Consider the following 24,378-nt stretch of genomic DNA (forward strand, 5'->3'; position numbering starts at 1 on the left):
CACCGTCGCCAGCAGCGCCGCCGCCCTCGTTCTGTGAAGCGGCTTATAAGGCCCCTCACCCAAACAAGTCAACACACCCACGCAAAGTTTTTTGACAGTTTTATAACATGTTGTTTTGACTGGGGGAATTTCAGGGCCTGTCTGTGGAGCCATTTCGACGCCACCGCGCGTCTCCCTGAACATCAGGCCAATCCACCGCCTATCATCCCCTATGCACCATTATCCGCACCCAAAACGCCCGATTTTCGGAACCGAACCCCTCTCCCATGTGTTTCTAGACGTGTTTCTATCGTCAGCAACAAAGGAGACAGCCCAATGGCTTCCAATACAGATGATGTGAGATCCGCCGTTAGCAAGGACATCAGCGCCCTGCAGCAGGAGGTCGCCCGTCTGCAGAAGATGATCTCGGCCCAGGGCGCGGAGGCCTATTACGAAGTGCGCGATCGCGCCGGCAAGGCCTATGAGGATATGGCGCCCCGCGCCAAGACCGCCGTCGCCCAGATCAAGGCCGAAGGCGTGGCCGCCGCCGACGCCGCCCGCGAGCACCCGGCCGCCACCACCACGGCTCTGGCGCTCGCCGGCGCGCTTGGCTTTCTCGCCGGCTATCTCCTGAGCGGCGCCCAGGCCGCCCCGCAGCGCCAGCAGTGGTGGCGATAGCATTCGTTAAAATTAGACATATCTAATTTGTTTACGGGCCGGATGATCCGAAGTATCATCCGGCCCGTACTACTTAGGTCTTAGAAAAACCCGTTTTTCAGGCCAATAATGGAGACTATAAAGAACGAGGGAGGACTGCTGATGATTGCCAAAGGATCGAACTGCATCGTCGAAGTCACAGTTGACGGAGCGCAGGGCCGCCTGGCGGTCGGTATTATGAACATGCGACAGGCTCTCGAACTTCCTGAAATGCCCAGTGTCTCTTATACGCATCCGGATCCCGCCAAGGCGGCAGCCGGTGTCACCATGAACCGCGAACAGCTTGCGGGCTTCGTGGCGCGTCACTGAGAGCGGTCGCAACCGCGATCCGCTCTCTCTATATATAAATGCGGCCAAGACAGGCGGCGCCACCGGCGCCGCCTCTTCTTTTTGGCCGAGCGGCAGAGCCCCCTCCCCTCTTGCCCCATCCTTCTTGTCCCATCCTTCTTATCCCCGCGTTTTGCGACCCCGCGTCTGGCATCCCCTGACCGTTCATGCCAAAAACGCCGATAACAGAACGCCGATAACAAAGAGCAGAGGAACAGGCGATTGAGAGAGCGGCGCGCACCGCAAAGGCAGAACGGCCGCAACAGGCCTGAAGCCGTCGAGAGCAAGCGGGTGACCCTGCCGCGCGCTTTGTCCAAGCTCGGCTATTGTTCGCGGACCCAGGCCGAAAAGCTGATCGCCGACGGTCGCGTCACCGTCAACGGCCGCACCGTGCTCGACAGCGCCGCCTGGATCGACCTCTCATCGGCGAAGATCAAGGTCGACGGCAGTGATGTCGCGGCCGAGCCGATGACCTATCTGATGCTCAACAAGCCGCGCGGGCTGGTGACGACACGCCACGATCCGGAAGGCCGCCCGACGGTGTTCGATTGCCTCAAGGATGTCGACACCCCGCATCTGTCGCCGGTCGGCAGGCTGGACAAGGCGAGCGAGGGCCTGTTGCTCTTCACCAACGACACCGTCTTCGCCCAGGCGCTGCTCGACCCGGTCACCCATGTCACCAAGACCTATCACGTCCAGGTCGATCGCGTCATGGAGCCCGAGATGTTGGCCGAGATGGCCTATGGCGTTCGCCACGACGGCGAACTCCTGAAGGCGACGGCGGCGACGCTCTTAAGACAAGGCGAGCGCAATAGCTGGATCGAAGTCGAGCTCGACGAGGGCCGCAACCGCCAGATCCGCCGCATGCTGGAAGCGCTCGGCACCGAATGCCTGCGGCTGGTGCGCGTGGCGATCGGTGATCTCCAACTCGGCGATCTCCCGAAAGGCGCGGTACGGGCTTTGACCGAGGCCGAGCTCAAGGCGCTACGCCGCCGCGCCGGCATGGACACGACCAAACGGACCAGATGACATCATGACAGACAGCGCCGCCCTCGCCCCGCACGATTTCTGGCAGGAGCTGCACGCGCCCGGCACCTTTTCGATCGGGGGTGACTTCACATCCTTCTATGTCGCGACGCTCACCGATGGTCGCCAGCTCCGCCTGCCGCTCCGCCCGCTTGCCGATGGCGAGCACGCGCTTGCCTCGCTCATCATCAACCAGGCGAGCTTCGAAGTGCTGGACGCGCTGGCCGGACAGCTCGCCGACAGGCTGAAAGCTCTCGATATCGACGTCGTCGCCGGACTGCCGACGCTTGGGCTGACGCTCGCCTCATCCGTGGCGCAGAAACTCGGGCACAAGCGATATGTCCCGCTCGGCACCTCCAGGAAGTTCTGGTATCGCGACGAGCTCTCCGTGCCGCTGTCGTCGATCACCACCCCCACACAGCAGAAGCGCCTCTATATCGATCCGCGCATGCTGCCGCTGCTCGAAGGCAGGCGCGTCGCGCTGATCGACGATGTCATCTCGAGCGGCACCTCGATCGTCTCCGGCCTCAAGCTGCTGTCGGCCTGTTCCATCGAGCCCGTCGCGATCGGCGCAGCCATGCTGCAATCCGATCGCTGGCGCACCGCGCTCGACGATGCCGGCCCGCAATGGCTGGAGCGAACGGTCGCCGTCTTCGCGACCCCGATGCTCGAGCGAACCGAGCATGGCGCCTGGCGCGCGCCCGGGATCTGAGCCGCCGCTCCTATTATAGAGTGCGTCCTACTATATAGACTGCACTCTGCGCCCGCCCCTCTATACAGCGCGCCGCGAACCGCTACAGTCTCAGTCAGCACGTAAAGCAAGCGCATCAATCCGGAAGACCTGATGACCTTAGAACAAGCATGTCTGCTGATCCTGCTGATCGCGATGCTGGTTCTGTTTCTGATCGACCGTTTCAGGGTCGAGGTCATCGCGATCGCCGGCCTTCTTGCCGGCTATGCGCTCGGGCTTTATCCGACCGACGCGGTCTTCGCGGGCTTTGCCAGCCCCGTGGTCATCACCGTCGTCGAGATCCTGCTGGTGGTCCAGGTGCTCGCTCGCACCCGCTTCTTCGACAGGGTATCGACAGCGCTTGCCAGTCGCGGCATGCGCGGCACGGGCGTCATTGCCATCCTGTCCGGCGTGACCGGCTTCATCTCCATCTTCATGAACAATATCGGCGCCTTCTCGATTTCGCTGCCGGTGGCGCTGCGCGTCAGCGCCATCAGCGCCATCCCCAAGCGGCAGCTGATCATGCCGATCTCATTTGCCGCCCTGCTCGGCGGCCTCGTGTCGCTGATCGGCACGCCCGCCAACCTGCTCGTCAGCAACGCGCTTGCGGCGGCGACCGGCGAGAGCTTTCGCCTGTTCGATTTCGCCTATGTCGGCCTGCCGGTCGCCGCAGCCGGCATCCTGATGACGTCAGTGTTGGCGCCGCTGCTCTTCCCTGCGGATGGCGACGACGATGCGGCAGCGCCCGAAACCTCGCGACGCCGCATGGTGGCCGAACGGCGTGTTCCCGCGAACTCGCCGCTGATCGGCGCGAGCCTCGCCGAGCTCCCCGCCCGCTTCGCGCTCAAGCCGCATGCGCTGCTGCGCAACGACACCTTCGTCTTCGGATCCGCCGAGCGCTCCATCGTCGAAGCCGGCGATATCCTCCTGGCCGAAGCCGACGATACGGTCTTTGTCGACCTCGCCGCATCGGGCGCGCTGCAGACGGATCATGGGCAGGCAGAGGCAAGCCGCGTCGAGGCTGTCGTCATGCCGGAGAGCACGCTGGTCGGCTCCCGCCTGCGCTCGCTCGAGGTCTTCACCATGCGCGGTATCGCGATCAGAGCGCTATCCATGCGCTCCCCCCGCATCGAGGGACGCTTCGAGGATCTGCAGCTGTCGATCGGCGACGTCCTGGTGTTGGAGGGCGACCGTGCCGCAATCTCTGAAGCGCTCGAGGAATGCGAATGTCTGCCGCTCGCCTCGCCGCCCGTTTCGCCCTCATTCTCGCTGAGCTGGCAGCCCTTCGCGATCTTTGCCTGCGGCATCGCCGCGACCACGGTCGTGCGGCCCGATATCGCGCTCGCCGGCGTCGTGCTCGTGCTGGCGCTGCTGAACTACCTGAACATCCGCCAGGCGATGGCCGACCTCAACTGGCCAGTGATCATCATGCTCGCCGCGATGATCCCGATCGGCTCGGCCGTCGGCACATCAGGGACCGCCGAAGTGATCGCATCCGCGCTCGGCGCGATCCTCCCCGTATCGCAGCCGCTCGCGGGTATCGCCGTTGTGCTGTTGCTGGCGATCGCGCTGACGCCCTTCGTCAACAACGCCACCGTCGCCATCGTGCTGAGCCCCATCGCGATCGAGTTCGCGGCAGCCGGCCACCACCAGCCGCAAGCCTATCTGCTGGCAGTCGCCCTCGGTGCTTCGCTCGATTTCCTCACACCCTTCGGCCATCACAACAACACGCTCGCCATGGGTGTCGGCAGCTACCGCTTTTCCGATTTCATCCGCGCCGGCCTGCCAGTGACGGTGCTGAGCTACTTTTTGAGCCTGCTGCTTCTATATGTCTTCTGGGTTTGAGCCCCGATTGCTTGACATCCCCGGCGATGGAACTAGAGCAGGGGAAAGCCCCGATCAAACCGACCCCGTAACCCAAAAGGACGGTCAAGCCCGTGCGTATTCTCTCAGAAGCCCATTTCCCGGAACTGCCGAATTACTACCGCGGCAAGGTGCGAGAAAACTACGACCTTGCCGATGGCAGCCGCATCATCATCAGCACCGACAGGCTGAGCGCGTTTGACCGGATCCTGACCTGCATCCCCTACAAGGGCCAGGTCCTCACCCAGACAGCGCGCTACTGGTTCGAGGCGACCAAGGATATCTGCCCCAACCACGTCATCGCCTATCCTGACCCGAACGTCGTCGTCGGCAAGCGTCTCGACATCCTGCCGGTCGAGATCGTCGTGCGCGGCTATCTCGCCGGCACCACCGGCACTTCGATCCTCACTCTTTATAAGAAGGGTGAGCGCGAGATGTACGGCATGCGCCTGCCGGATGGCATGCACGACAACCAGAAGCTCCCCGAGCCGGTGATCACGCCGACAAGCAAGGAATTCGATGGTGGCCACGACGAGCCGCTGACGCCTGATCAGATCGTCGAAGGCGGTCTGCTGACGCAGGCGCAGTGGGATACGCTGTCCAAGTACGCGCTGGCGCTGTTTGCCCGCGGCCAGGAAATGGCGGCCAAGCGCGGCCTCATCCTCGTCGACACCAAGTATGAGTTCGGCACCGACGAGAACGGCACGATCATCCTCGCCGACGAGATCCACACCCCCGACAGCAGCCGCTACTGGCTCGCCGACAGCTACCAGACGAGCTTCGAGGCCGGCACGCGCCCGGCAAGCTTCGACAAGGATTTCGTCCGCGCCTGGGTGGCCGAACGCTGCGACCCCTACAAGGACGAGATCCCCGAGATCCCGACCGATCTCATCGAGCAGACCTCGGCTGTCTATATAAAGGCATATGAGGCGATCACCGCGCAGACCTTCGTGCCCGACGACACCGGCGCGACCCCGGTGGAGCGCGTGCGCAAGAACCTCTCGCGCTACTTCCCGTAAGCGTTCGTTCGCGTGAAGGCCTGCGACTTTAGCTTGCAGGCCCTTTCAATGTCGCGTTAGATTTTGAAAAACACCGAAGCCGGGCGGATCCGGCTGGAGAATTCATGGCACGAAGGCCAAGGCGCAAGGCCGAAGAGACCCGCGAAGATATTCTGACGATGGCCGAGCAGCTGTTTCGCCAGCGCGGCTTCGTCGCCGTCTCGATCGCCGATATCGCCGCAGCACTCGACATGTCTCCCGCCAACGTCTTCAAGCACTTTCATTCGAAGACCGCCTTGGTCGACGCGATCGCCGAAAGACATTTGAGCGACGTCGCCGACCGCTTCGTCGCCGATGATCTGCCGCCGCGCGAACAATTGCTCCGCTTCGTGCTCCGGCTCCTCGACAGCCACCTCGAGGACATCCAGAAAAACCCCTACATCTTCGAAATGGTCCTCGTCAGCATCGAGGCCAAGATCGAGGCAGGTAAGCGATATCGCGAAAAAGTGATCCAGAAACTGGAGGTCATCATTCGCGAAGGTGTCGCGGAAGGCCGCTATCACTGCGCCGACCCGGCGCTTGCCGCAAGGACCGTCGCCGATGTGCTGGCGGGCGTGCTGCACCCGGTTCTGATCGTCAAGGACGACCGGGAGACGCTTGTCGAGAAAGCCCGCAATATCGTCGATTTCGCCGATGCCGCGCTGCAAAATAGCGCTTGCTAAGTGACGATTCATAACTTACGTCACTTTCTAAAGGCTTTGTTAATTCGGATCAGAGGCATTTGACTCCGGATCGTTTGTCGTGTGGCATCCCCGGCAGGCTTAGATCCGCGAGCCAGCGCATAGGGAATTGAACATGATACGTCGCTTTCTCCTCGTTTCCTCAGCTCTTGCCATCGGTGGCGTTCTCGCTGCCTGCAGCGACAGCGGCAAGACACCGGCCGCGGGCGCCGGCGGCGCCGGAGCGGCTCAGCAGGCGGCCGCCGTCGGCGTGATCACGCTGAAGAAGGGCGACTTCCCGGTCACGACGATCCTTCCCGGCCGCGCCGAGGCATTCCAGACCGCAGACATCCGTCCGCAGGTCAGCGGCCTCATCCGCGACATCACCTTCCGCGAAGGCGGCGAGGTGAAGAAGGGCGACGTTCTCTACCAGATCGAAGACGCCCCTTACGTCGCGGCTGTCGCCCAGGCGCGCGCCGCCATCGCCAAGGCCGAGGCCAGCGTTCCGAGCGCGCAGAGCAATTTCGACCGCTACCAGCGCCTCGTCGGCTCCGGCGCCACGCAGATCGAGCTTGAGACAGCAAGAACCAACCTCCTGCAGGCGCAGGCCGAGGTCGAATCGGCGAAGGCCGCCCTTTCAGCCGCCGAGATCGATCTCGACCACACCAAGATCGTCGCGCCCTTCGATGGCGTCATCGACCAGACGGCTTACAACGTCGGCAACGTCGTCTCCGCCAACCAGACCACGGCGCTGACCACCGTGCGCCAGCTCGACCCGGCCTATATCCTTCTGACGGAATCGAGCACCAACCTGCTGCGTCTGCGCAGCGCGATTGCCGATGGCGAGATCAAGGGCACGCGCGGCAACGACGCCTTCCGCCTGATCCTCGAAAACGGCAAGGAATATGGTGAGAAGGGCACGCTCGACATGTCGAAGTCGGTCGTCAGCGAGACGACGGGCACCTTCACCATCCGCGTGCGCTTCCCCAATCCCGAGCGCATCATCCTGCCGGGCATGTATGTCCGCGCGACGCTGGAACTCGGCTCCGAAAACGGCTTCGCCCTGCCCCAGCTCGCCACCAGCCGCAATGCCAATGGTGAGCTGTCGGCGCAGTTCGTATCCGCGGATGGCAAGGTCGAAAACCGCATCTTCGAAAACGCATCGCCATCCAACAATGCATGGCTGGTGACCGAAGGCGTCAACGACGGCGATCAGCTGATCGTTTCCGGCCTGCAGTCGATCACCGCGGGCATGCCGGTCAAGCCGACCGAGATGAAGATCAATGACAAGGGTATCGTCGTGCCCGTGGCGCCTCCAGCCGCCGCCGGCGACGCGCAGAAGCCCGCCGCGAAGTAACGCGTCGATCATTGATCCGAGCCGTACAGGAATTAGCCAATGGCCAAGTTTTTCATCCGACGTCCGATCTTTGCGTGGGTCATAGCGATCACGATCATGCTTGCGGGCGTGCTGGCGATCTTCACGCTGTCCATCTCGCAGTATCCGGATATCGCGCCGACCACGGTGCGCATCAACGCCACCTATCGCGGCGCCAGCGCTGAAACGGTCGAGAAATCGGTGACGACGCTCATCGAGGACGGCATGACCGGCCTCGACGACCTCACCTACATGACCTCGACCTCGTCCACCGGCTCGGCCAGCATCTCGCTGACCTTCGGCACGGCGGCCGATCCCGATATCGCCCAGGTGCAGGTGCAGAACAAGCTGCAGCTGGTGCAGTCCCAGCTGCCGAGCGACGTCATAGACGCCGGCATCAGCGTCACACGCTCGACCTCGAGTATCCTTCTCGTCGGCGCGCTGGTCTCCACCGACGGCAAGCGCAACTCCGTCGATCTCGGCAACATTCTCTCCAACTCGATCGAAAAGCAGGTGCAGCGCCTGGAAGGCGTCGGCAGCGTCAACATCTTCGGCTCCGGCTACGCCATGCGCGTCTGGCTCGACCCCTACAAGCTGGTCAAGTACCAGCTGACGACCGGCGACGTGACCTCGGCGATCGAGGCGCAGAACACGCAGGTATCCGTGGGTTCGCTCGGCGCCCAGCCTTCCGTCGAAGGCCAGCAGATGAACGTCACGATCACCGCGCAGAGCCAGCTGACCACCGTTTCCGACTTCGAGCACATCATCTTGAAGGTCGAGAAGGATGGCTCCACGGTCCGCCTGAGCGACGTCGCGCGCATCGAGATTGGCCAGGAAAGCTATGGTGGCTCCTCGCGCTACAACGCCCAGCCGTCGAGCGGCTTCGCCGTCAACCTCGCGATCGGCGCCAACGCCATCGATACCGCCGGCCGTGTCCGGACCGCGCTCGATTCCATTTCCAAGGGCCTGCCCGAGGGCGTCGAGATCACCTATCCCTACGACACGACGCCCTTCGTCGAGCTGTCGATCGAAAAGGTCGTGCACACGCTGATCGAAGCGATCGTGCTCGTCTTCGTCGTTCTCCTGGTCTTCCTGCAGAATTTCCGCGCGACGCTCATTCCGACCATCGCGGTTCCGGTCGTTCTGCTCGGAACCTTCGGCATCCTTGCGGCGACAGGCTATTCGATCAACACGCTGACCATGTTCGCCATGGTGCTCGCCATCGGCCTGCTCGTCGACGACGCCATCGTCGTGGTCGAGAACGTCGAGCGCATCATGACCGAGGAGAAGCTGTCGCCGATGGAGGCCACCGAGAAATCGATGGGCGAAATCACCGGCGCCATCGTCGGCATCGCGCTCGTCCTGACGGCCGTCTTCATTCCGATGGCCTTCTTCGGCGGCTCGACCGGCATCATCTACCGCCAGTTCTCCGTCACCATCGTTTCGGCGATGTTGCTCTCGGCGCTGGTCGCCATCGTGCTGACGCCGGCGCTCTGCGCCACGATGCTGAAGCCGGTGCATGACCACAAGAAGAACCGGGCGAGCGAGTGGTTCAACCGCAACTTCACCCGCTCCACCAACGGCTATGTCCGCTCGATCGGCTATCTCCTGAAGCGCCCGTGGCGCGTCATGGTCGTCTTCCTGCTGGTCGGCCTCGGCTGCGCCTATTTCTTCACCCGCCTGCCGACCTCGTTCCTGCCGCAGGAAGACCAGGGCGTGTTGCTGACCATCGTGACGACGCCTCCGGGCTCGACCACGCAGCAGACCCAGGCCGTCGTCGAAAAGGTCGAGACCTACTATCGCGAAAACGAAAAGGACGCCGTGCAGTCGGTGTTCGGCGCGCTTGGCTTCGGCTTCAACGGCTCCGGCCAGAACAGCGCGATCGTCTTCACCAAGCTCAAGGACTTCGCCGAGCGCACGGACGACAAGCTGCATGCGCAGGCCGTCGCCACCCGCGCGCTGGGCGCCTTCTCGCAGATCCGCGAAGCCCAGGTCTTCGCGCTGCTGCCGCCGGCAATCCAGGGTCTCGGCGTCTCCAGCGGCTTCTCCATGTATCTCGTCGACACCGGCGGTCATGGCACCGAGGCGCTCGACGCGGCGTCCAAGCGCCTGATCAGCATGGCCAACACGAGCGGCAAGGTTGTTGCGCTCCGCAGCAACAACAAGGAAGTCGAGCCGCAGATGAAGATCATCATCGACCAGGAGAAGATCGGCGCCATGGGTGTCGACATCTCCGCGGTCAATGCGATGCTCTCGGTCATCTTCACCGGCCGCGACGTCAACGACTTCACGCTGAACGGCGAGATCAAGCCGGTCTACGTCCAGGGCGATGCACCCTTCCGCATGCAGCCCGACGACCTCGACCACTGGTATGCCCGCAACACCAACGGCGAGATGGTCCCCTTCTCGGCCTTCACCCGCACGGAATGGGTGAAGGGCGCCCCGACGCTTGCCCGCTTCAATGCGGTCAGCGCCATCCCGCTCGACGGCGCGTCGGCGCCGGGTGTCAGCTCCGGCGACGCGATGAACGCGATGGAAGAGATGACGGCGCAGCTCGGCGGCGGCTACACCGTTGCCTGGCAGGGCATCTCCTATCAGGAACGCCTGTCCGGTTCGCAGGCCCCGATGCTCTACGCCATCTCGGTTCTGGTCGTCTTCCTTTGCCTCGCAGCGCTCTATGAAAGCTGGTCGATCCCGTTCTCGGTCATCATGGCCGTTCCGGTCGGCGTGCTCGGCGCGCTGGTTGCGGCGACCGTCTTCGGCCAGGCAAACGACGTCTACTTCAAGGTCGGCCTGCTCACGACCATCGGTCTGGCGGCGAAGAACGCGATTCTCATCGTGGAGTTCGCCAAGGACCGAATGGAGACCGGCATGGGCATCATCGATGCGACGCTGGAGGCAGCAAGGCTGCGTCTGCGGCCGATCATCATGACCTCGCTGGCCTTCATCCTCGGCGTCGTTCCGCTGGCGATTGCCACCGGTGCGGGCTCGGCCGCGCAGAACGCCATCGGTATCGGCGTGCTCGGCGGCATGCTGTTTGCCACCGCGCTCGGCATTTTCTTCGTGCCATCATTCTTTGTGGTTATCCGCCGCGTCTTCTCGCGACGTCAAAAAAATGAGGTATGAGTGTGACATATCTGCACTGTGATAAAGTGAGACTCATTGGTACATTGCCGCGGACTGCTTCGGGATGGCGTTTCTCGTTTGAGCGAAGCGCGACCGATAGTGAAGCATGATCGCTTCTGACATGAATAATTTTTTGGTCGAGTTACAGGAAGATAGTTAATGGCGTCTTTTCGTTTTGCCTCTCCGGCATTGTTGTTATTGCTCGCGGGCTGTGTGAGTGGCCCGGATCATGTTCCCCCGGAGATGCCCCTCCCGGCCAAGTTCAATGAAGGCTCGGCCAAGGCCGATGGCGACGTCTCGACGGTCGCCTGGTGGACCGCCTATCGCGACACCCGCCTGAACGGACTGGTGGTCGAAGGTCTCAATGAGAACCTGTCGATCCAGCAGTCGCTGGAGCGCATCAACGCCGCTGCCGGCAATGTCACGGTCGCTGGCGCCGGCGCCCTGCCGAGCCTGGTGGTTGGCGCTTCGCACACCACCAGCGGTTCGCTCGGCTCGCTGGCCGACAGCCGCGCCGCCACCAACACGACCGGCGCCAACGCCAATGTCGGCTGGCTGCTCGACCTCTTCGGCCAGTATCGCCGCTCGAAGGAAAGCGCCCAGGCCTCGCTTGACGCCGCCTACTCGACCGCCGACGTCGCCAAGCTCACCTATCTCCAGGATCTGGTGAACTCCTACATCAACGCCCGCTACTATCAGGAGCGCATCGCGCTCTCCAAGGCCAACCTGAAATCGCGCCAGGAAACCTACGAGCTGACCAAGTTCCAGCTCGATGCCGGTGCAGCCTCGCGTCTCGACGTCGTGCAGGCCGAAGGTCTGGTGCAGTCGACCCAGGCTGAAATCCCGGGTCTGGAAACCAACTTCCGCGTTGCCGCCCACCACATCGCCACCCTGCTCGGCAAGCCGGCCGGCTCGATGGTTGCTGAACTGCAGCGCGGCGGCTCGCAGCCGGTCTTCCGTGCCGGCATCGTCTCCGGCGTTCCGGCCGACCTGATCCGCAACCGTCCCGACATCCGTGTCGCCGAGCGCAATCTGGCCGCCGCCACCGCCAATATCGGCATCGCCATCAGCCAGCTCTATCCGACGATCTCGCTCTCCGGCTCGATCTCGCCGACCTATGTGCGCCCGGTTGGCGCCAATGGCGGCCTGACCAGCTGGTCCTTCGGCCCGACCCTGACGCTCCCGATCTTCGACGGCGGTCGCCTGCGCGCCAATGTCGATATCGCCAAGTCCGACGCCAAGACCCAGTATCTCGCCTGGAAGCAGGCGGTTCTGCAGGCGGTCGAGGAAGTGGAAAACGCGCTGTCGGCGGTTCGCCGCGATGCGCAGACGGTGGCCGCGCTCCGCGCCCAGGTCAAGACGACCCAGGAGACGCTCGATCTGTCGACCGCCAGCTACAAGGACGGCGCCTCCTCGCTGCTCGACGTTCTCGACGCCCAGCGTCAGGTCTCGCTGGCCCAGGCAAGCCTGGCCGCGGCCGTCCAGCAGATGGCAACCGACTACGTCGCGCTCAACGTCGCCATCGGCGGCGGCTACAACCCGGGCGGCAACAACGCCCCGGCCAAGCCGGTCGCCGCAAAGGCAAGCACTGCAAAGGCAGGCTGAGACAACAGCAATTGAGAAAAAGCCCCGGTTCGCCGGGGCTTTTTTGTTTCTAGGGCACGCGCGATTGCGGAAAATCGCAAAGCGGCGCAAGATTGGATTCGACAACGTCGACGTCGTCATGTACGCATTGGTTAAACGATTAATCCAATCCGTCGAAAATCATGCCTCCAGCCCGATCAGGACCAAATCTGAGCAGGATCGCAACGTCGCTTGGCGTCTCCGTTGCGACGGTGTCGAACGCGCTTTCGGGCAAGGGCCGTGTGTCCGAACAGCTCGCCGAGCGCATCCGCGAACACGCGGCCGAAATGGGCTATGTCCCGAGCCAGGCGGCGCGCGCGCTGCGCACCGGCCGCAGCGGCGTCATCGGCCTTGTTCTGCCTGACATCGCCAATCCGCTTTTCCCGAAGCTCGCGCAGGCAATCGAATTCGCCGCCACGTCTGCTGGCTACGGCGTCCTCATCGCCGACTCCCGCGGCAACATCACCGCACAGACCGAGGCCATCAACCGGCTGGTCGAACGCGGCGTTGAGGGCCTGGTCATCGTGCCGCGCCGCGCGACCCGCATCTCGGCCGCGAGCTGTCCCGTCGCCGTCATCGACACGGCCTCGACACCCGGAAACACGGTCGCCGCCGATCACTGGCAGGGCGGACGCGATATAGCCGACCATTTGGCCGAACTCGGCCACAAGCGCATCCTTGTCATCGGCAACAACCCCGAATCCAACGTCCAGAACGATCGCGTCGGCGGCATCCGCTCCGGTTTGCGCCCCGACATGCAGTCCTCCACCCTTTGGGTCGAGCGCCTGGAACGCGAGAACGGCATCGGCTGCACGCTCGGCCTCGCCGAAAAGGTCCGCCAAGGCTACACCGCCTTTGCAGCCCTGTCCGACCTGCAGGCGCTGAGAGCGCTCACCGAACTGCAGCGCGACGGCATCGTCGTTCCCGACATGGCAAGCGTCACCGGCTTCGACGACCTGATCTTCTCCCCCGTGATCACGCCGAGCCTGACGACTGTGGCGATGGACATGGCGACGATCGCCGATGTCGCCATCTCGTCGCTCCTGAAAACCATACAGGCAAGCGGCAGCCGCGAAGGCGTGCTGGTCAGCGCCGACACCGATCGGGTACCGATGCAGCTGATCGTTCGCCAATCATCGGGTCCCGCCGATCCAGCCAGGATCGACCCGACCAATAGCGACCCAAGCAAACTGGACCTAGCCTCTCAGACGGAGAACTCCTGACATGAAGCATGCCCTCATCGCCTCGGCGGCCCTTCTTGCCCTCACGCCCGTCGCCGCAAGCGCTCAGGAAAAGACGCTCACCATCTCCGTCTATGCCTTCGCGCAGGATGACTTCAAATCGATCGTCTACGACCCCTTCCAGGCCAAGTGCGGCTGCAAGCTGGTGGTCGAGACCGGCAATAGCGTCGAGCGTCTGGCGAAGATGGAGGCCAACAAGGCCAACCCCGTTATCGACATGGCCGTCGTCTCCATGGCCGATGCGCTATCGGCCACCCGCAAGGGCCTGATCGACAAGATCGACACCGCAAAGCTCACCAATTTCGGCAAGCTCTACGATCTCGCCAAGGATCCGAACGGCGACGGCATGAGCGTCGGCTACACCTTCTACGCCACCTCGATCGCCTACCGCTCCGACAAGATGAAGATCGAGAGCTGGGCCGATCTCCTGAAGCCTGAGTATGTCGGCCATGTCGCCTTCCCGAATGTCACCACCAACCAGGGCCCGCCGGCGCTCTACATGCTCGGCCTGGCGCTCGGCAAGGACAGCCCGGACCTGAAGGCGCCGATCGCAGCCGTCGGCGAGAAGAAGGACGACATCGTCACCTTCTACGAGAAGTCCTCGCAGCTCGTGCAGCTGATGCAGCAGGAAGAAATCTGGGCCGCCCCGATCGGCCGCTTCTCCTGGGCGGGCTTCACCAAGCTCGACGTCCCCGTTGCCTGGGCAACGCCCAAGGAAGGCCAGACCGGCGGCATGAACGTCATGGTCATGACCAAGGGCTCGAAGAACCAGGACCTCGCGCTGCAGTTCATGGATTTCTGGCTCTCCACCGAGATTCAGACCAAGCTCGCCGAAAAGCTGGTCGATAGCCCCGCCAACAAGGAGGTGAAGGTCTCCGACGAAGCCGCCAACAACCTCACCTACGGCGAAGACACGGTGAAGAACCTGAAGCTCATCCCCTCGGCCGCAGCCCTCGATAACCGCGCCGGCTGGCTGAAGGATTGGAACGACACGGTCGGCCAGTAACGGTCGAGAGACACCGAAACGGTTCCGGCACCGGCCGGAGCCGCACCATGCGATTGCTCTGAAAGAAGCCTCATGTTTCAAAACCGCACGGAAGCCCTGGCGCTTGCCTTGCCCGCGGCCCTGTTCGCCGCGCTGGTCTTCCTGCTGCCCGTCGTCATCCTTCTCTCCGAAGGGTTTCACATCGACGGCAGCTGGACGCTCAGCGCCTATACCGGCTTCTTCTCGCAATCGCTGAACCGCACGGTCTTCCTGCGCACCTTCAAGCTCGGCCTCGAAGTGACCGTCGTCTCCGCCGTCATCGGCTATGCCGCGGCCTTTGCCATCGTCAACCTGCCGCCGAAAGGCAAGGGCCAGATGATCGGTCTCGTGACATTGCCGCTGATGATCTCGCCGGTTGCCCGCACCTATGCCTGGATCGTCATCCTCGGCCGCACGGGCATCGTCAACCAGGCGATTCAGGGCCTCGGCCTCAGCGACAGCCCGCTGCGCCTGCTTTTCACCGAGACCGCCGTCTTCATCGGCCTGCTGCAGCTCTTCCTGCCGCTGATGATCCTGTCGCTGATCAGCGCGCTCGAAAACATGCCGAAGGACGCCATTCCCGCCGCCCGCGTGCTGGGCGCCAACTGGTTCCAGGTGTTCTGGAAGGTGATCCTCCCTCTGACCCGCGAAGGCCTCGTCGTCGGTGGCACGCTCGTCTTCACCGGCTCGCTCACCGCCTATATCACCCCCGCGGTGCTCGGCGGCTCCAAGGTGCTGATGCTGGAAACCCTGCTCTACCAGCAGGTCTCCGTCGCCAACGACTTCGTCGCCGCCAGCGTCATCGCCTTCATGCTGATCGTCATGAGCTTCGCCGCGAACATCCTGTTGAAGCGTCTGGCTACAGCCCGAAACGCGAGCGGAAGGAACAAGCGATGACATCACGCATCCTCTCGCCGCTCGTCCTCGGCCTGCTGCTGATCTTCCTGATCGGCCCCTTCTTCATCATTATCGCCGCCTCGCTCTCTGCCGGCGATACGCTGGCCTTCCCGCCGCAGGGCCTGTCGCTGCGCTGGGTCTTCAAGGTCTTCACCATCGACAGTTTCCGCGACAGCTTCGCCATGTCGATGCTGCTCGCCGTCGGCGGCACGCTGGCGGCCCTTGTCCTCGGCATCCCCGCCGCCTACGCGCTGTCGCGCTACAAGCTGCCGGGCGCGGAAACCATCCGCACCATCGTCTCGCTGCCGATCATCGTGCCGGGGATCATCGTCGGCCTGGCGCTGCTGCGCTATCTGGTCGTGCCCTTCGGCTTCAACATCACGCTGGCGCTGTTCTTCGCCCACACCGCACTCGTGCTGCCCTATGCCGTGCGCGTCGTCTCCGCCAGCCTCAACAACCTGCGCTCCGATATCGAGGAAGCGGCCGTTCTGCTCGGTTCGTCGCGCGCTGGCACCTTCTTCCGCGTGGTGATGCCGAACATCCGCGGCGGCATTCTCGCCGCCTTCATCCTCGGCTTCGTCACCAGCTTCAACCAGGTGCCCGTCTCGCTCTTCCTCTCCGGTCCCGGCGTCCGCACGCTGCCGATCGACATGCTGGGCTACATGGAAACCACCTACGACCCGTCGATCGCCGCGCTTTCGGCGCTGCTCGCCTTTCTGTCCATCGGCATCGTCTTCCTTGCCGAACGCTTCCTGGGGTTCTCTCGCTATGTCTGACACCTATCTGCAACTCGACAAGCTGACGCTTGCCTACGGCGATACGGTCGCGGTGAAGGATCTCGATCTCTCGATCAGGAAGGGCGAGCTCGTCGCTTTGCTGGGCCCCTCCGGCTGCGGCAAGACCACGACGATGCGCTCGATCGCGGGCCTGCTCAACCCCGCCTCCGGCCGCATCACGCTGGATGGCGCCGATATCACCCGCGTCTCCGCCAACAAGCGCAATGTCGGCCTGGTCTTCCAGTCCTATGCGCTGTTCCCGCATCTGACCGTCTATGAAAACGTCGCCTTCGGCCTGCGTCTCAAGGGCGTCGGCGGCCAGGATCTCGACGCAAAGGTAACCGCTGGCATCAAGTCCGTCGGCCTCGCCAGTTTCGCCGCCCGCAAGCCGGGCGAACTCTCCGGCGGTCAGCAGCAGCGCGTGGCGCTTGCCCGCTCCATGGTCATGGAGCCCAAGGTGCTGCTTCTCGACGAGCCGCTCTCCAATCTCGACGCCCGCCTGCGTCTGGAAATGCGCGCCGAGCTGCAGCGCGTCCAGAAGGAAACCGGCGTCACCATGATCTTCGTCACCCACGACCAGATCGAGGCGCTGGCGCTCGCCGACCGGATCGTGGTGATGCTTGATGGAGGCATCGAGCAGATCGGCACGCCGGAGGAAATCTACAACAAGCCCGTCTCGGCCTTCGTCGCCGATTTCGTCGGCTTCGAAAACGTCTTTGCGCTGGAAAACGGCAAGCTCGCGACATCCAACTCACTCGTCGAGCTTTCCGCCCCAGCGCCACAGGCCGCCAAAGGCCTGGCCTGGCGTCCGCGCATGGTGATCCTTGGTTCAGGTCCTTTCCAAGGCACCGTGCGCGGCACCTCGTTTGCCGGCAACGTCAGAGAATATCTGCTCGACACACCGCTCGGCCCCATCAAGGCCGAGGTCGACGCCGGCGAGCCGAGCCACGCCATCGGCTCCACGCTTGCCTTCGATCTGCCGCTTGGCGCCGCAGCCCCACTCTCTCGCTACAGGTAATATCATGGGCGTCTGGATCGACACCGACATGGGCTTCGACGACATCGCCGCCATTCTGGTCGTGGCGCATGCCAAGCTCGACATTGCAGGCATCTCGCTGGTCTTCGGCAACACGCCGCTGCCGCAGGTGCGCAGAAACGCCGCCAGCGCCGCAAAGGCCTTCGGCTGGACCTTCCCGATCCACTCCGGCCGCGCCTCAGCCGTGCTTGGCGAGATCGAGACCGCCCAGGCGATCCTCGGCGAAACGGGCATCCCGACATCAGGCAAGACGCTGCCCGAAGCCGCTGCCCTGCCCGAAAGCGACGCCTTCACCGCGCTCTGCAACTGGCTCGAGCAGGACGGTCCGCACCGCATCCTCGCGCTCGGCCCGCTGACGAACATCGCAGCGCTTGCACTCGCCCGCCCCGATCTCGCCGCCCGCATCACCGAACTCACCTGGATGGGCGGCGGCGTCACCGCTGGCAACCACACGGCATCCGCCGAGTTCAACGCGCTGGCCGACCCCGAAGCGCTGGCGATCGTCATCGCCTCCGGCCTGCCGCTGCGCATGGTCGATCTCGACCTCTGCCGCAAGGTCATCGCCATCACTGACGACGTCGCCCCGATCCGCACGGCAGGCGGCGTCAGCGCCGAGATGCTGGCGGATTTCCTCGACGGCTATATCGGCATCGGCACCAGCCGTGGCCGCTTGGGCATGGCGATCTACGACCCCTGCGCTGCCGTGGCCTTCGCTCACCCCGAGATCGTCACCTTCCGCGCAGCCCGCATCGACGTCGAGCTGCAGGGCAAGCTCACGCGCGGCCGCACCGTGGTCGAAACCCGCGCCACCCACGCCAAGCCGAACGCCGACTACGCCGTCGAGATCGACAGCGAGGCCGCCCGTGCCGTCATCCTCGGCGCGCTCCGGCAGGAGGCCGCCCGATGAGCCAGTTGGAACCGATGGACCTCAGCGATCCCAAACTGCGCGCCCGCGCTGTTGCCGCCGCGCGCGGCGATGCGCCCTTCGATGTGCTGATCACGGGCGGCCAGCTGCTCGACGTCGTCACCGGCCTGATCCGCGACGCCGATATCGGCCTCGTCGGGCCGCTGATCGCAAGCGTCCACGCCCCAGGGAGTCGCAAGGACGCCGAGGAGACGATCGACGCTCGCGGCAGCATCATCGCGCCCGGCCTGATCGACACCCACATGCACATCGAAAGCTCGATGGTCACCCCATCGGCCTACGCCGCCGCCGTCCTGCCGCGCGGCGTCACGACTGTTGTCTGGGACCCGCATGAATTCGGCAATGTCCACGGCATCGATGGCGTGCGCTGGTCGATCGAGGCGACGCGCGGCTTGTCCCTCCGCACCATCCTGCTCGCCCCCTCCTGCGTGCCCTCGGCGCCCGGCCTGGAGGTCGCGGGCGCCGATTTCGACGCTTCCGTCGTATCGGAACTGCTCCGCCGGCCCGAGATCGGCGGCGTCGCCGAAGTGATGAATATGCGCGGGGTCATCGACGGCGATCCCCGCATGACCGGGATCGTCAATGCCGGCCTTCAATCCGGCAAGCTGGTCTGCGGCCACGCGCGCGGACTTGACGGCAGCGATCTCAACGCCTTCATGGCGGCGGGCGTCACCTCCGACCACGAGCTGACCTCGGCCGAAGATCTCGTGCGTAAGCTCGCCGCCGGCCTGACGATCGAGCTGCGCGGCTCTCACGATCACCTGCTGCGCGAATTCGTGGCGGCCTTGAACGGCGTCGGCCACCTGCCCTCGACCGTGACGCTCTGCACCGACGACGTTTTCCCCGACGAGCTCCATTACTGCGGCGGTCTCGACGACGTCGTGCGCCGTCTGGTCAGCTACGGCATGAAGCCGGAATGGGCGCTGCGCGCCGCGACCTTCAACGCCGCCCAGCGCCTGCGCCGCCCCGACCTCGGCCTGATCGCCGCCGGCCGCCGCGCCGATATCGTGCTGTTCAAGGATTTCACCGAGTTCGAGACCACAGCCGTCTTCGCCAGCGGCCGCCTCGTCTCCCGCGATGGCCAAATGGCGATCGACCTGCCGGCCGTCGACAGCGCGCCGCTGCAGCACTCCGTCAAGCTCCCGGCGCTGACCGAAAACGACTTCCGCATCCCATCCGAAGGCAGCCGCGTCCGCGTCGCCACCATCGACCGCCCGCGCTTCACCCAATGGGCCGAAGCCGAGACCACAGTGGAGGACGGTTACGTCGTCCCACCCGAGGGCAGCGCGATGATCTCGGTCGTCCACCGCCACGGCAAGGTCGACGCTCGCCCCCGCATCGGCTTCCTCACCGGCTGGGGCACATGGCGCGGCGCCTTCTGCACCACGGTTTCGCACGACAGCCACAACCTCACCGTCTTCGGCGGCAATGTCGCCGACATGACGATCGCCGCCAATGCCGTGATCGCGGCAGGTGGCGGCATGGCTGTCGTGCAGGATGGCGAGATCAAGGTGCTCCTGCCGCTCCCGCTCTCCGGCCTCGTCAGCGAGGCCCCGCTCGAACAAACGGCGGAAACCTTCCGCGCCATCCGCCGCGCCATGGAAGACGTCGTCGACTGGCGCCCACCCTACCTCGTCTTCAAGGCCTGCTTCGGCGCCACCCTCGCCTGCAACATTGGCCCGCACCAGACGGATCGCGGGATAGCGGATGTGCTGACGGGACGGGTGATGGAGACGCCGGTGATTGAGGTGTTGTAGGGGTGGCGTGACGCCGAATTTTTGGCCATGACCGTTGCAGTCATGGCGACGTGCTTAGATCCTCGGGACAAGCCCGAGGATGACGCCGAGATTGTTGATTGCCTCATCACTTCAATAGGTTACTGGTGGCCACCACTCCCTCCATCGTCATCCTCGGGCTCGTCCCGAGGATCTAAGCACGGTCCCATTTGCTCGACGTGAGTGGACACTTGGCACCACCGCGACACCACAAAATCCCGCGCCCGAGCAAGGCCCGGCAACGGTCGGCTGAAAAACGGGAATGGGCAGGCGGCATTGTATAAGGTGGTATGGGTATCAGGCGTTTCCACCTGCCCGATCGCTTAGAGGTTTCCGGTTCGTCCGGGCCGACAGGAGCGTCTCTCGGCCTTTCCTTGCCGGATGGATATCAGGCCCTGACAGCCCTTGATCCACCTGTGGCGACCATCACCGAACGCCGGAGACCAAACTTGGCGTGACCGGTTCGCGAACCCGGCTCCCTGTCCGATGACATGGCCATTGTGGAGCGGCACCGGATGACGGGGATGAATGAGAATGACGATTTCGGCCAACGCGCTGATTACCAACCGATATTTGTGCCACACGACATCAAATCTTGCCCGCCCACCACAATCGCCACCTCACCCCGCAGCCAACTCCCGCTCCACCAGCCGCGTCCAGAACGCCACGCCCGGCCCGATCGCCGCATCGTTGAAATCGTAAGCCGTATTGTGATGCAGCGCCCCATCCACCGCCGGGCCGTTGCCGAGCCAGACGTAGCAGCCCGGGGCCTGCTGCCCGAAGAAGGCGAAGTCGTCGCCGGCCGTCGAGGGCGGGAAGTGTGTCACGACCTTCTCGCCGAACACGTCTGAAGCGGTAGCCAATGCCCGCTCCGTCGCATCCGCATCGTTGACGACAGGCGGAATGCGCCGTTCGAAGCCGTAATCGGCGGCAATCCCGAACATCGATGCCGTGCCCTCCGCCAACCGGCCGATCTCGTGCTCCAGCTGGTCGCGGACATCTGGCGAATAGGCGCGTGCCGTGCCGCCGATCTCGACGATATCGGGGATGACGTTGAGCGCCTTGGGGTCGCCCGCGTGCAGCGAGCAGGCGCTGACGACGGCCGGCTGCAGCGGATCGACGACGCGGCCGACGATGGTCTGCAGCGACGAGAGGAACGTGCCGGCGGCGGTGATTGGATCGCGGCCGAGATGCGGCTTGGCGCCATGCGTGCCGGTGCCCCGGAAGGTGACCCGCCAGCTGTCGGAAGAGGCCAGCTGCGGCCCGGCGACCACGGCCATCTCATCGACGGCAAGGCCCGGCATGTTGTGCAGCCCGTAGACGGCATCGCAGGGGAACAGCTCGAACAGCCCCTCGTCCACCATCCGCTTCGCCCCGCCGCGTCCTTCCTCAGCCGGCTGGAAGATGAAATGCACGGTGCCGGAAAAGCCGCGCGTGGCCGCGAGATGCCGGGCAGCGCCGAGCAGCATCGTCGTGTGCCCGTCATGACCGCAGGCATGCATCTTGCCTGGCACTGTCGACTTGTAGGGACGATCGGCGATCTCGGGCATAGCAAGCGCATCCATGTCGGCGCGAAGCCCGATGCGGCGCGTTCCGTTGCCCACCTGCAGCGTGCCGACCACGCCGGTGCCGCCGAGCCCGCGATGAACCGTGATGCCCGCCTCGCCCAAGAGCTTGGCGACGATGTCGCTGGTCCGCACTTCCTCGAAACCGAGCTCCGGATGCGCGTGCAGATCGCGGCGCAGCGCGGTGAGGAACGGCAGATCGGCTTCGATCTCGGCGGAAATGGGCATGCGATAGACGATCCTGTAAATGCGATCGAGCGCCGAAGCGACGCCCGTGATAGACCTTGTTTATCAGGCAAACGGGCGGCGAATTCAACCTTTCGCGACTGCAGCATTGCGTCTTGCGCCGGCGTTGTCGCCGATCTCCCGCACTTGTGAACGGGCTGCGAATTTGCGTCGCAACACCGCCGCTTGACAGGAACCCGGCGCAAGTGAAGTAATTCCCCCAACGCGAAAGGCCGCACAATGAGCGACGACCAGATCCCCGCCGATAGCAAGCTCACCAATTCGAAACGCCGCTGGGCCGACGAAGGCAAGTTCCTGACCGGCCGCACGAGCAGGCCGGAGACCGACCGGCTGCCGCCAGGCCAGCATCTCGTCAAGACCTGGCCGGTGCTCGATCTCGGCGAACAGCCAGCCGTTTCCACCGACACGTGGCGGCTGGAGGTCGGCGGGCTGGTCGAGACACCGCTTGATCTCAGCTGGGCGGCCTTTCAGGCGCTGGAGCAGAGCACGCGCGTGTCGGATATCCACTGCGTCACGACATGGTCGCGCTACGACAACAAGTGGAGGGGCGTCGCCACGCGCGATCTGCTCGACCTCGCCATGCCGAAACAGCAGGCGAGCCACGTCATGCTGACCAGCTATGACGGCTATACCACCAACCTGCCGCTTGCCGATTTCGCCGCCGAAGACGCCATTCTCGCCACCGCCTGGGAAGACCTGCCGCTGACCCGCGAACATGGCGGCCCGATGCGGCTGATCGTGCCGCATCTCTATCTGTGGAAGAGCGCCAAGTGGCTGCGCCGCATCGACATCATGCCGGCGGATGCGGCCGGCTTCTGGGAGCGCAACGGCTACAGCATGTATGGCGATCCCTGGCGCGAACAGCGCTACGCCGACGATTGATCGCCGGCGTTCACGACCCCACGCAGGCCTGCCGAGGCCAGACGCGTTTAACGCGCATTCCTTCCCGTTCGACGCGAAGATTTACTCGCCTCTACATTGAATATTCTGTTCAAACGAATCCTTTGGTGTAAGTTGGCCGCAGAATGGTGCACCGCATGAACCCATCCTGGGTTGTTCGATTAACCTGTCGCACATTTCACGCCTGAGTTGATGACCAAGGACACCACGTTTCACACCGTCACGCAGAAGCTTCTCGACGCCTGGCTGAGCACGTCTCCGCATCAGCCGGGGCCGCCCGAGGCCGTCTATCGCGACGCGGTCGACCTTTTGACGATCAAGATGCGACTGACGGTTGTCGTGCTCGATGGCGAGGATCCGATGGACTGGCGGCTGCAGGTGGTCCGCTCCTCCGGCTTTGCCTCGCGGATCCTCAACATCAACAAGCTCTTCGCAAACCAGCGCATCGGCGATTTCAAGGATCGCAGCTATATGGAGACGGCGGTCATTCCACGCTATCGCGAGGTGATCGCCTCGCAGAAGCCGTCGATGGAAATGGTCAAGACCGAGCTGCTCGGCGTCAACATCGCCTATGAGCGCATGGTTCTGCCGCAACGTACGACCGAGGCCAAGCCGGCCTGGCTGCTGACCGTTACCAACGGCCGCTTCATGTTCAACGCGCCGGAGCGGCAGGCAAAGCTCGACGGCACCGACGAGGCCGTCGTCCAGCTTCTGACCGAAGGCGCGACCGCCAAGCAGATCGCCACCGAACTCGGCATCTCGCATCGAACGGTCGAGCACAGGCTGGAGCGGATGAAGGAGCGATACGGCGCCAAGAACACGGTGCACCTCACCGCCATGCTGGTGGCCATGCACCTGCACCGCGAGACCGACCGGAACTAGGGTTGGTCCGGCGCCTTGGCACCAAGCAGTCGTCGGCACGCAATCACGATCAGAAAGCCGAGAGCCGCAAGGCCGGTCAGCGATGCCATGCTGGCGGGATGGGTGGGGATGTCGGCCCAATGCGGGCGGATCACATCGGCCGTGTTGAAGGCCTCACCGCTGAACGCGCAGGTGATCAGCGACAGCCCGCGCATGGTCATGGCGACGTCGATCTCGGAGACGATCGCCCCCGCCGCGTCAGCCTCGCGAGGCATGTCGCGCAGCTTGAGCAGCACTGCCTTGGTGGCCGCCAGATAGGCGTGCGAGCATTCGTTGAAGGGGCTCGCCTCATCCGTCACGCCGCCGGGCATCTTGCCCCAGAAGCAATAGGCATACTGGATCGCCGCATAGTTCAGCACGCGGCGGAACGGTTCGTCGGTATCGGTGGCGCGCGATGCAAGGTCGATGATGGCACCCCGATGCTCGGCCATCACGATCATCTCGCCATGCGAAATCTCGGGAATAGCGAGACCGGTGTGCGGCCCGTCGGTGCTGCGCTGATGCGCAAGCGCCTGCCCACCGGCGGCAAGCAGCGGCAGGATGAGGCACAATAGAAGACGGGCGGATCGGGCGATCATGTCGGACAAAA

The 24,378-nt window shown here is 64.0% G+C and carries 22 protein-coding genes; 19 read left to right on the plus strand and 3 right to left on the minus strand.

All coding sequences use genetic code 11. From position 1 onward, the window contains the following. A partial coding sequence (locus ACODTZ_RS27055) for a hypothetical protein (RefSeq protein WP_489029437.1) occupies nt 1-183 on the minus strand: 183 nt, incomplete at its 3' end. Nucleotides 184-315: 132 nt separating this feature from the next. Here ACODTZ_RS27055 and ACODTZ_RS27060 point away from each other — a divergent pair. The 17 genes from ACODTZ_RS27060 to ACODTZ_RS27140 all read left to right on the plus strand — a co-directional run bounded on the left by ACODTZ_RS27060 (nt 316) and on the right by ACODTZ_RS27140 (nt 20,139). After that, nucleotides 316-657, plus strand: coding sequence for a hypothetical protein (locus ACODTZ_RS27060; protein ID WP_018902525.1), 342 nt, complete (start codon nt 316-318; stop codon nt 655-657). A 141-nt stretch (nt 658-798) separates the two neighbouring features. Further along, the gene (locus ACODTZ_RS27065; protein ID WP_018902526.1) at nt 799-1,005 is read left to right on the plus strand and encodes a hypothetical protein; all 207 of its coding nucleotides are present in this window, start codon (nt 799-801) and stop codon (nt 1,003-1,005) included. 240 nt (nt 1,006-1,245) lie between these two features. Further along, on the plus strand, nt 1,246-2,052 hold the full coding sequence (locus ACODTZ_RS27070) for a pseudouridine synthase (RefSeq protein ID WP_209191458.1): 807 nt from the start codon (nt 1,246-1,248) through the stop codon (nt 2,050-2,052). Between the two features lie 4 nt (nt 2,053-2,056). Further along, nucleotides 2,057-2,761, plus strand: coding sequence for a phosphoribosyltransferase (locus tag ACODTZ_RS27075; RefSeq protein WP_489029440.1), 705 nt, complete (start codon nt 2,057-2,059; stop codon nt 2,759-2,761). 132 nt (nt 2,762-2,893) lie between these two features. Continuing rightward, nucleotides 2,894-4,624: an SLC13 family permease gene (locus ACODTZ_RS27080; RefSeq protein ID WP_489029442.1), complete on the plus strand. Its 1,731-nt coding sequence runs from the start codon at nt 2,894-2,896 to the stop codon at nt 4,622-4,624. Between the two features lie 92 nt (nt 4,625-4,716). Next, nucleotides 4,717-5,661, plus strand: a complete 945-nt coding sequence (locus ACODTZ_RS27085; RefSeq protein ID WP_489029444.1) for a phosphoribosylaminoimidazolesuccinocarboxamide synthase — start codon at nt 4,717-4,719, stop codon at nt 5,659-5,661. Nucleotides 5,662-5,765: 104 nt separating this feature from the next. Next, nucleotides 5,766-6,362, plus strand: coding sequence for a TetR family transcriptional regulator (locus ACODTZ_RS27090; protein WP_047515378.1), 597 nt, complete (start codon nt 5,766-5,768; stop codon nt 6,360-6,362). 133 nt (nt 6,363-6,495) lie between these two features. After that, on the plus strand, nt 6,496-7,716 hold the full coding sequence (locus ACODTZ_RS27095) for an efflux RND transporter periplasmic adaptor subunit (protein WP_111565422.1): 1,221 nt from the start codon (nt 6,496-6,498) through the stop codon (nt 7,714-7,716). A gap of 39 nt (nt 7,717-7,755) precedes the next feature. Next, on the plus strand, nt 7,756-10,860 hold the full coding sequence (locus ACODTZ_RS27100; protein ID WP_047515373.1) for an efflux RND transporter permease subunit: 3,105 nt from the start codon (nt 7,756-7,758) through the stop codon (nt 10,858-10,860). A gap of 159 nt (nt 10,861-11,019) precedes the next feature. Continuing rightward, the gene (locus tag ACODTZ_RS27105; protein WP_111565423.1) at nt 11,020-12,465 is read left to right on the plus strand and encodes an efflux transporter outer membrane subunit; all 1,446 of its coding nucleotides are present in this window, start codon (nt 11,020-11,022) and stop codon (nt 12,463-12,465) included. A gap of 161 nt (nt 12,466-12,626) precedes the next feature. Next, nucleotides 12,627-13,706 carry a LacI family DNA-binding transcriptional regulator gene (locus ACODTZ_RS27110; protein ID WP_489029448.1) on the plus strand — a complete coding sequence of 360 codons (1,080 nt, stop codon included), beginning with the start codon at nt 12,627-12,629 and terminating at the stop codon, nt 13,704-13,706. Between the two features lies 1 nt (nt 13,707). Further along, nucleotides 13,708-14,730 (plus strand): ABC transporter substrate-binding protein, encoded by a 1,023-nt coding sequence (locus ACODTZ_RS27115; protein ID WP_489029450.1) that lies wholly within the window; start codon nt 13,708-13,710, stop codon nt 14,728-14,730. A gap of 72 nt (nt 14,731-14,802) precedes the next feature. Further along, a complete protein-coding gene (locus tag ACODTZ_RS27120; RefSeq protein WP_489029452.1) occupies nt 14,803-15,645 on the plus strand; it encodes an ABC transporter permease in 843 nt (280 codons plus the stop codon). Further along, the gene (locus tag ACODTZ_RS27125; protein WP_489029454.1) at nt 15,642-16,421 is read left to right on the plus strand and encodes an ABC transporter permease; all 780 of its coding nucleotides are present in this window, start codon (nt 15,642-15,644) and stop codon (nt 16,419-16,421) included. Before ACODTZ_RS27120 ends, ACODTZ_RS27125 begins: the two co-directional genes overlap by 4 nt. Then, nucleotides 16,414-17,439 carry an ABC transporter ATP-binding protein gene (locus ACODTZ_RS27130; protein ID WP_489029456.1) on the plus strand — a complete coding sequence of 342 codons (1,026 nt, stop codon included), beginning with the start codon at nt 16,414-16,416 and terminating at the stop codon, nt 17,437-17,439. The genes ACODTZ_RS27125 and ACODTZ_RS27130 overlap by 8 nt, the downstream gene beginning before the upstream one ends. A 4-nt stretch (nt 17,440-17,443) precedes the next feature. Further along, entirely contained in the window at nt 17,444-18,364 is a 921-nt protein-coding gene (locus ACODTZ_RS27135; protein ID WP_489029458.1) for a nucleoside hydrolase, read from the plus strand. After that, nucleotides 18,361-20,139 carry an adenine deaminase gene (locus ACODTZ_RS27140; protein WP_489029460.1) on the plus strand — a complete coding sequence of 593 codons (1,779 nt, stop codon included), beginning with the start codon at nt 18,361-18,363 and terminating at the stop codon, nt 20,137-20,139. The genes ACODTZ_RS27135 and ACODTZ_RS27140 overlap by 4 nt, the downstream gene beginning before the upstream one ends. 638 nt (nt 20,140-20,777) lie before the next feature. On the opposite strand, the gene ACODTZ_RS27145 is transcribed toward ACODTZ_RS27140, so the two are convergent. Further along, on the minus strand, nt 20,778-21,950 hold the full coding sequence (locus ACODTZ_RS27145) for a M20 aminoacylase family protein (RefSeq protein WP_489029462.1): 1,173 nt from the start codon (nt 21,948-21,950) through the stop codon (nt 20,778-20,780). 237 nt (nt 21,951-22,187) lie between these two features. On the opposite strand from ACODTZ_RS27145, the gene ACODTZ_RS27150 reads away from it, so the two are divergent. After that, nucleotides 22,188-22,850 (plus strand): sulfite oxidase-like oxidoreductase, encoded by a 663-nt coding sequence (locus ACODTZ_RS27150; RefSeq protein WP_489029464.1) that lies wholly within the window; start codon nt 22,188-22,190, stop codon nt 22,848-22,850. Between the two features lie 210 nt (nt 22,851-23,060). Next, the gene (locus tag ACODTZ_RS27155) at nt 23,061-23,750 is read left to right on the plus strand and encodes a response regulator transcription factor (RefSeq protein ID WP_209191474.1); all 690 of its coding nucleotides are present in this window, start codon (nt 23,061-23,063) and stop codon (nt 23,748-23,750) included. Here ACODTZ_RS27155 and ACODTZ_RS27160 read toward each other — a convergent pair. Further along, entirely contained in the window at nt 23,747-24,367 is a 621-nt protein-coding gene (locus ACODTZ_RS27160; RefSeq protein ID WP_489029466.1) for a hypothetical protein, read from the minus strand. The genes ACODTZ_RS27155 and ACODTZ_RS27160 overlap by 4 nt on opposite strands. Nucleotides 24,368-24,378: the final 11 nt, after the last annotated feature.

The organism is Rhizobium sp. FG113, from assembly GCF_057809895.1.

What these genes read in the sequence shown, in the direction of transcription:
- ACODTZ_RS27060 (WP_018902525.1), top strand. Translation starts at nt 316, where the DNA reads ATGGCTTCCAATACAGATGATGTGAGATCCGCCGTTAGCAAGGACATC.
- ACODTZ_RS27065 (WP_018902526.1), top strand. Translation starts at nt 799, where the DNA reads ATGATTGCCAAAGGATCGAACTGCATCGTCGAAGTCACAGTTGACGGA.
- ACODTZ_RS27075 (WP_489029440.1), top strand. Translation starts at nt 2,057, where the DNA reads ATGACAGACAGCGCCGCCCTCGCCCCGCACGATTTCTGGCAGGAGCTG.
- ACODTZ_RS27080 (WP_489029442.1), top strand. Translation starts at nt 2,894, where the DNA reads ATGACCTTAGAACAAGCATGTCTGCTGATCCTGCTGATCGCGATGCTG.
- ACODTZ_RS27090 (WP_047515378.1), top strand. Translation starts at nt 5,766, where the DNA reads ATGGCACGAAGGCCAAGGCGCAAGGCCGAAGAGACCCGCGAAGATATT.
- ACODTZ_RS27095 (WP_111565422.1), top strand. Translation starts at nt 6,496, where the DNA reads ATGATACGTCGCTTTCTCCTCGTTTCCTCAGCTCTTGCCATCGGTGGC.
- ACODTZ_RS27100 (WP_047515373.1), top strand. Translation starts at nt 7,756, where the DNA reads ATGGCCAAGTTTTTCATCCGACGTCCGATCTTTGCGTGGGTCATAGCG.
- ACODTZ_RS27105 (WP_111565423.1), top strand. Translation starts at nt 11,020, where the DNA reads ATGGCGTCTTTTCGTTTTGCCTCTCCGGCATTGTTGTTATTGCTCGCG.
- ACODTZ_RS27110 (WP_489029448.1), top strand. Translation starts at nt 12,627, where the DNA reads ATGCCTCCAGCCCGATCAGGACCAAATCTGAGCAGGATCGCAACGTCG.
- ACODTZ_RS27115 (WP_489029450.1), top strand. Translation starts at nt 13,708, where the DNA reads ATGAAGCATGCCCTCATCGCCTCGGCGGCCCTTCTTGCCCTCACGCCC.
- ACODTZ_RS27120 (WP_489029452.1), top strand. Translation starts at nt 14,803, where the DNA reads ATGTTTCAAAACCGCACGGAAGCCCTGGCGCTTGCCTTGCCCGCGGCC.
- ACODTZ_RS27125 (WP_489029454.1), top strand. Translation starts at nt 15,642, where the DNA reads ATGACATCACGCATCCTCTCGCCGCTCGTCCTCGGCCTGCTGCTGATC.
- ACODTZ_RS27130 (WP_489029456.1), top strand. Translation starts at nt 16,414, where the DNA reads ATGTCTGACACCTATCTGCAACTCGACAAGCTGACGCTTGCCTACGGC.
- ACODTZ_RS27135 (WP_489029458.1), top strand. Translation starts at nt 17,444, where the DNA reads ATGGGCGTCTGGATCGACACCGACATGGGCTTCGACGACATCGCCGCC.
- ACODTZ_RS27140 (WP_489029460.1), top strand. Translation starts at nt 18,361, where the DNA reads ATGAGCCAGTTGGAACCGATGGACCTCAGCGATCCCAAACTGCGCGCC.
- ACODTZ_RS27145 (WP_489029462.1), bottom strand. Translation starts at nt 21,950, where the DNA reads ATGCCCATTTCCGCCGAGATCGAAGCCGATCTGCCGTTCCTCACCGCG.
- ACODTZ_RS27150 (WP_489029464.1), top strand. Translation starts at nt 22,188, where the DNA reads ATGAGCGACGACCAGATCCCCGCCGATAGCAAGCTCACCAATTCGAAA.
- ACODTZ_RS27155 (WP_209191474.1), top strand. Translation starts at nt 23,061, where the DNA reads ATGACCAAGGACACCACGTTTCACACCGTCACGCAGAAGCTTCTCGAC.
- ACODTZ_RS27160 (WP_489029466.1), bottom strand. Translation starts at nt 24,367, where the DNA reads ATGATCGCCCGATCCGCCCGTCTTCTATTGTGCCTCATCCTGCCGCTG.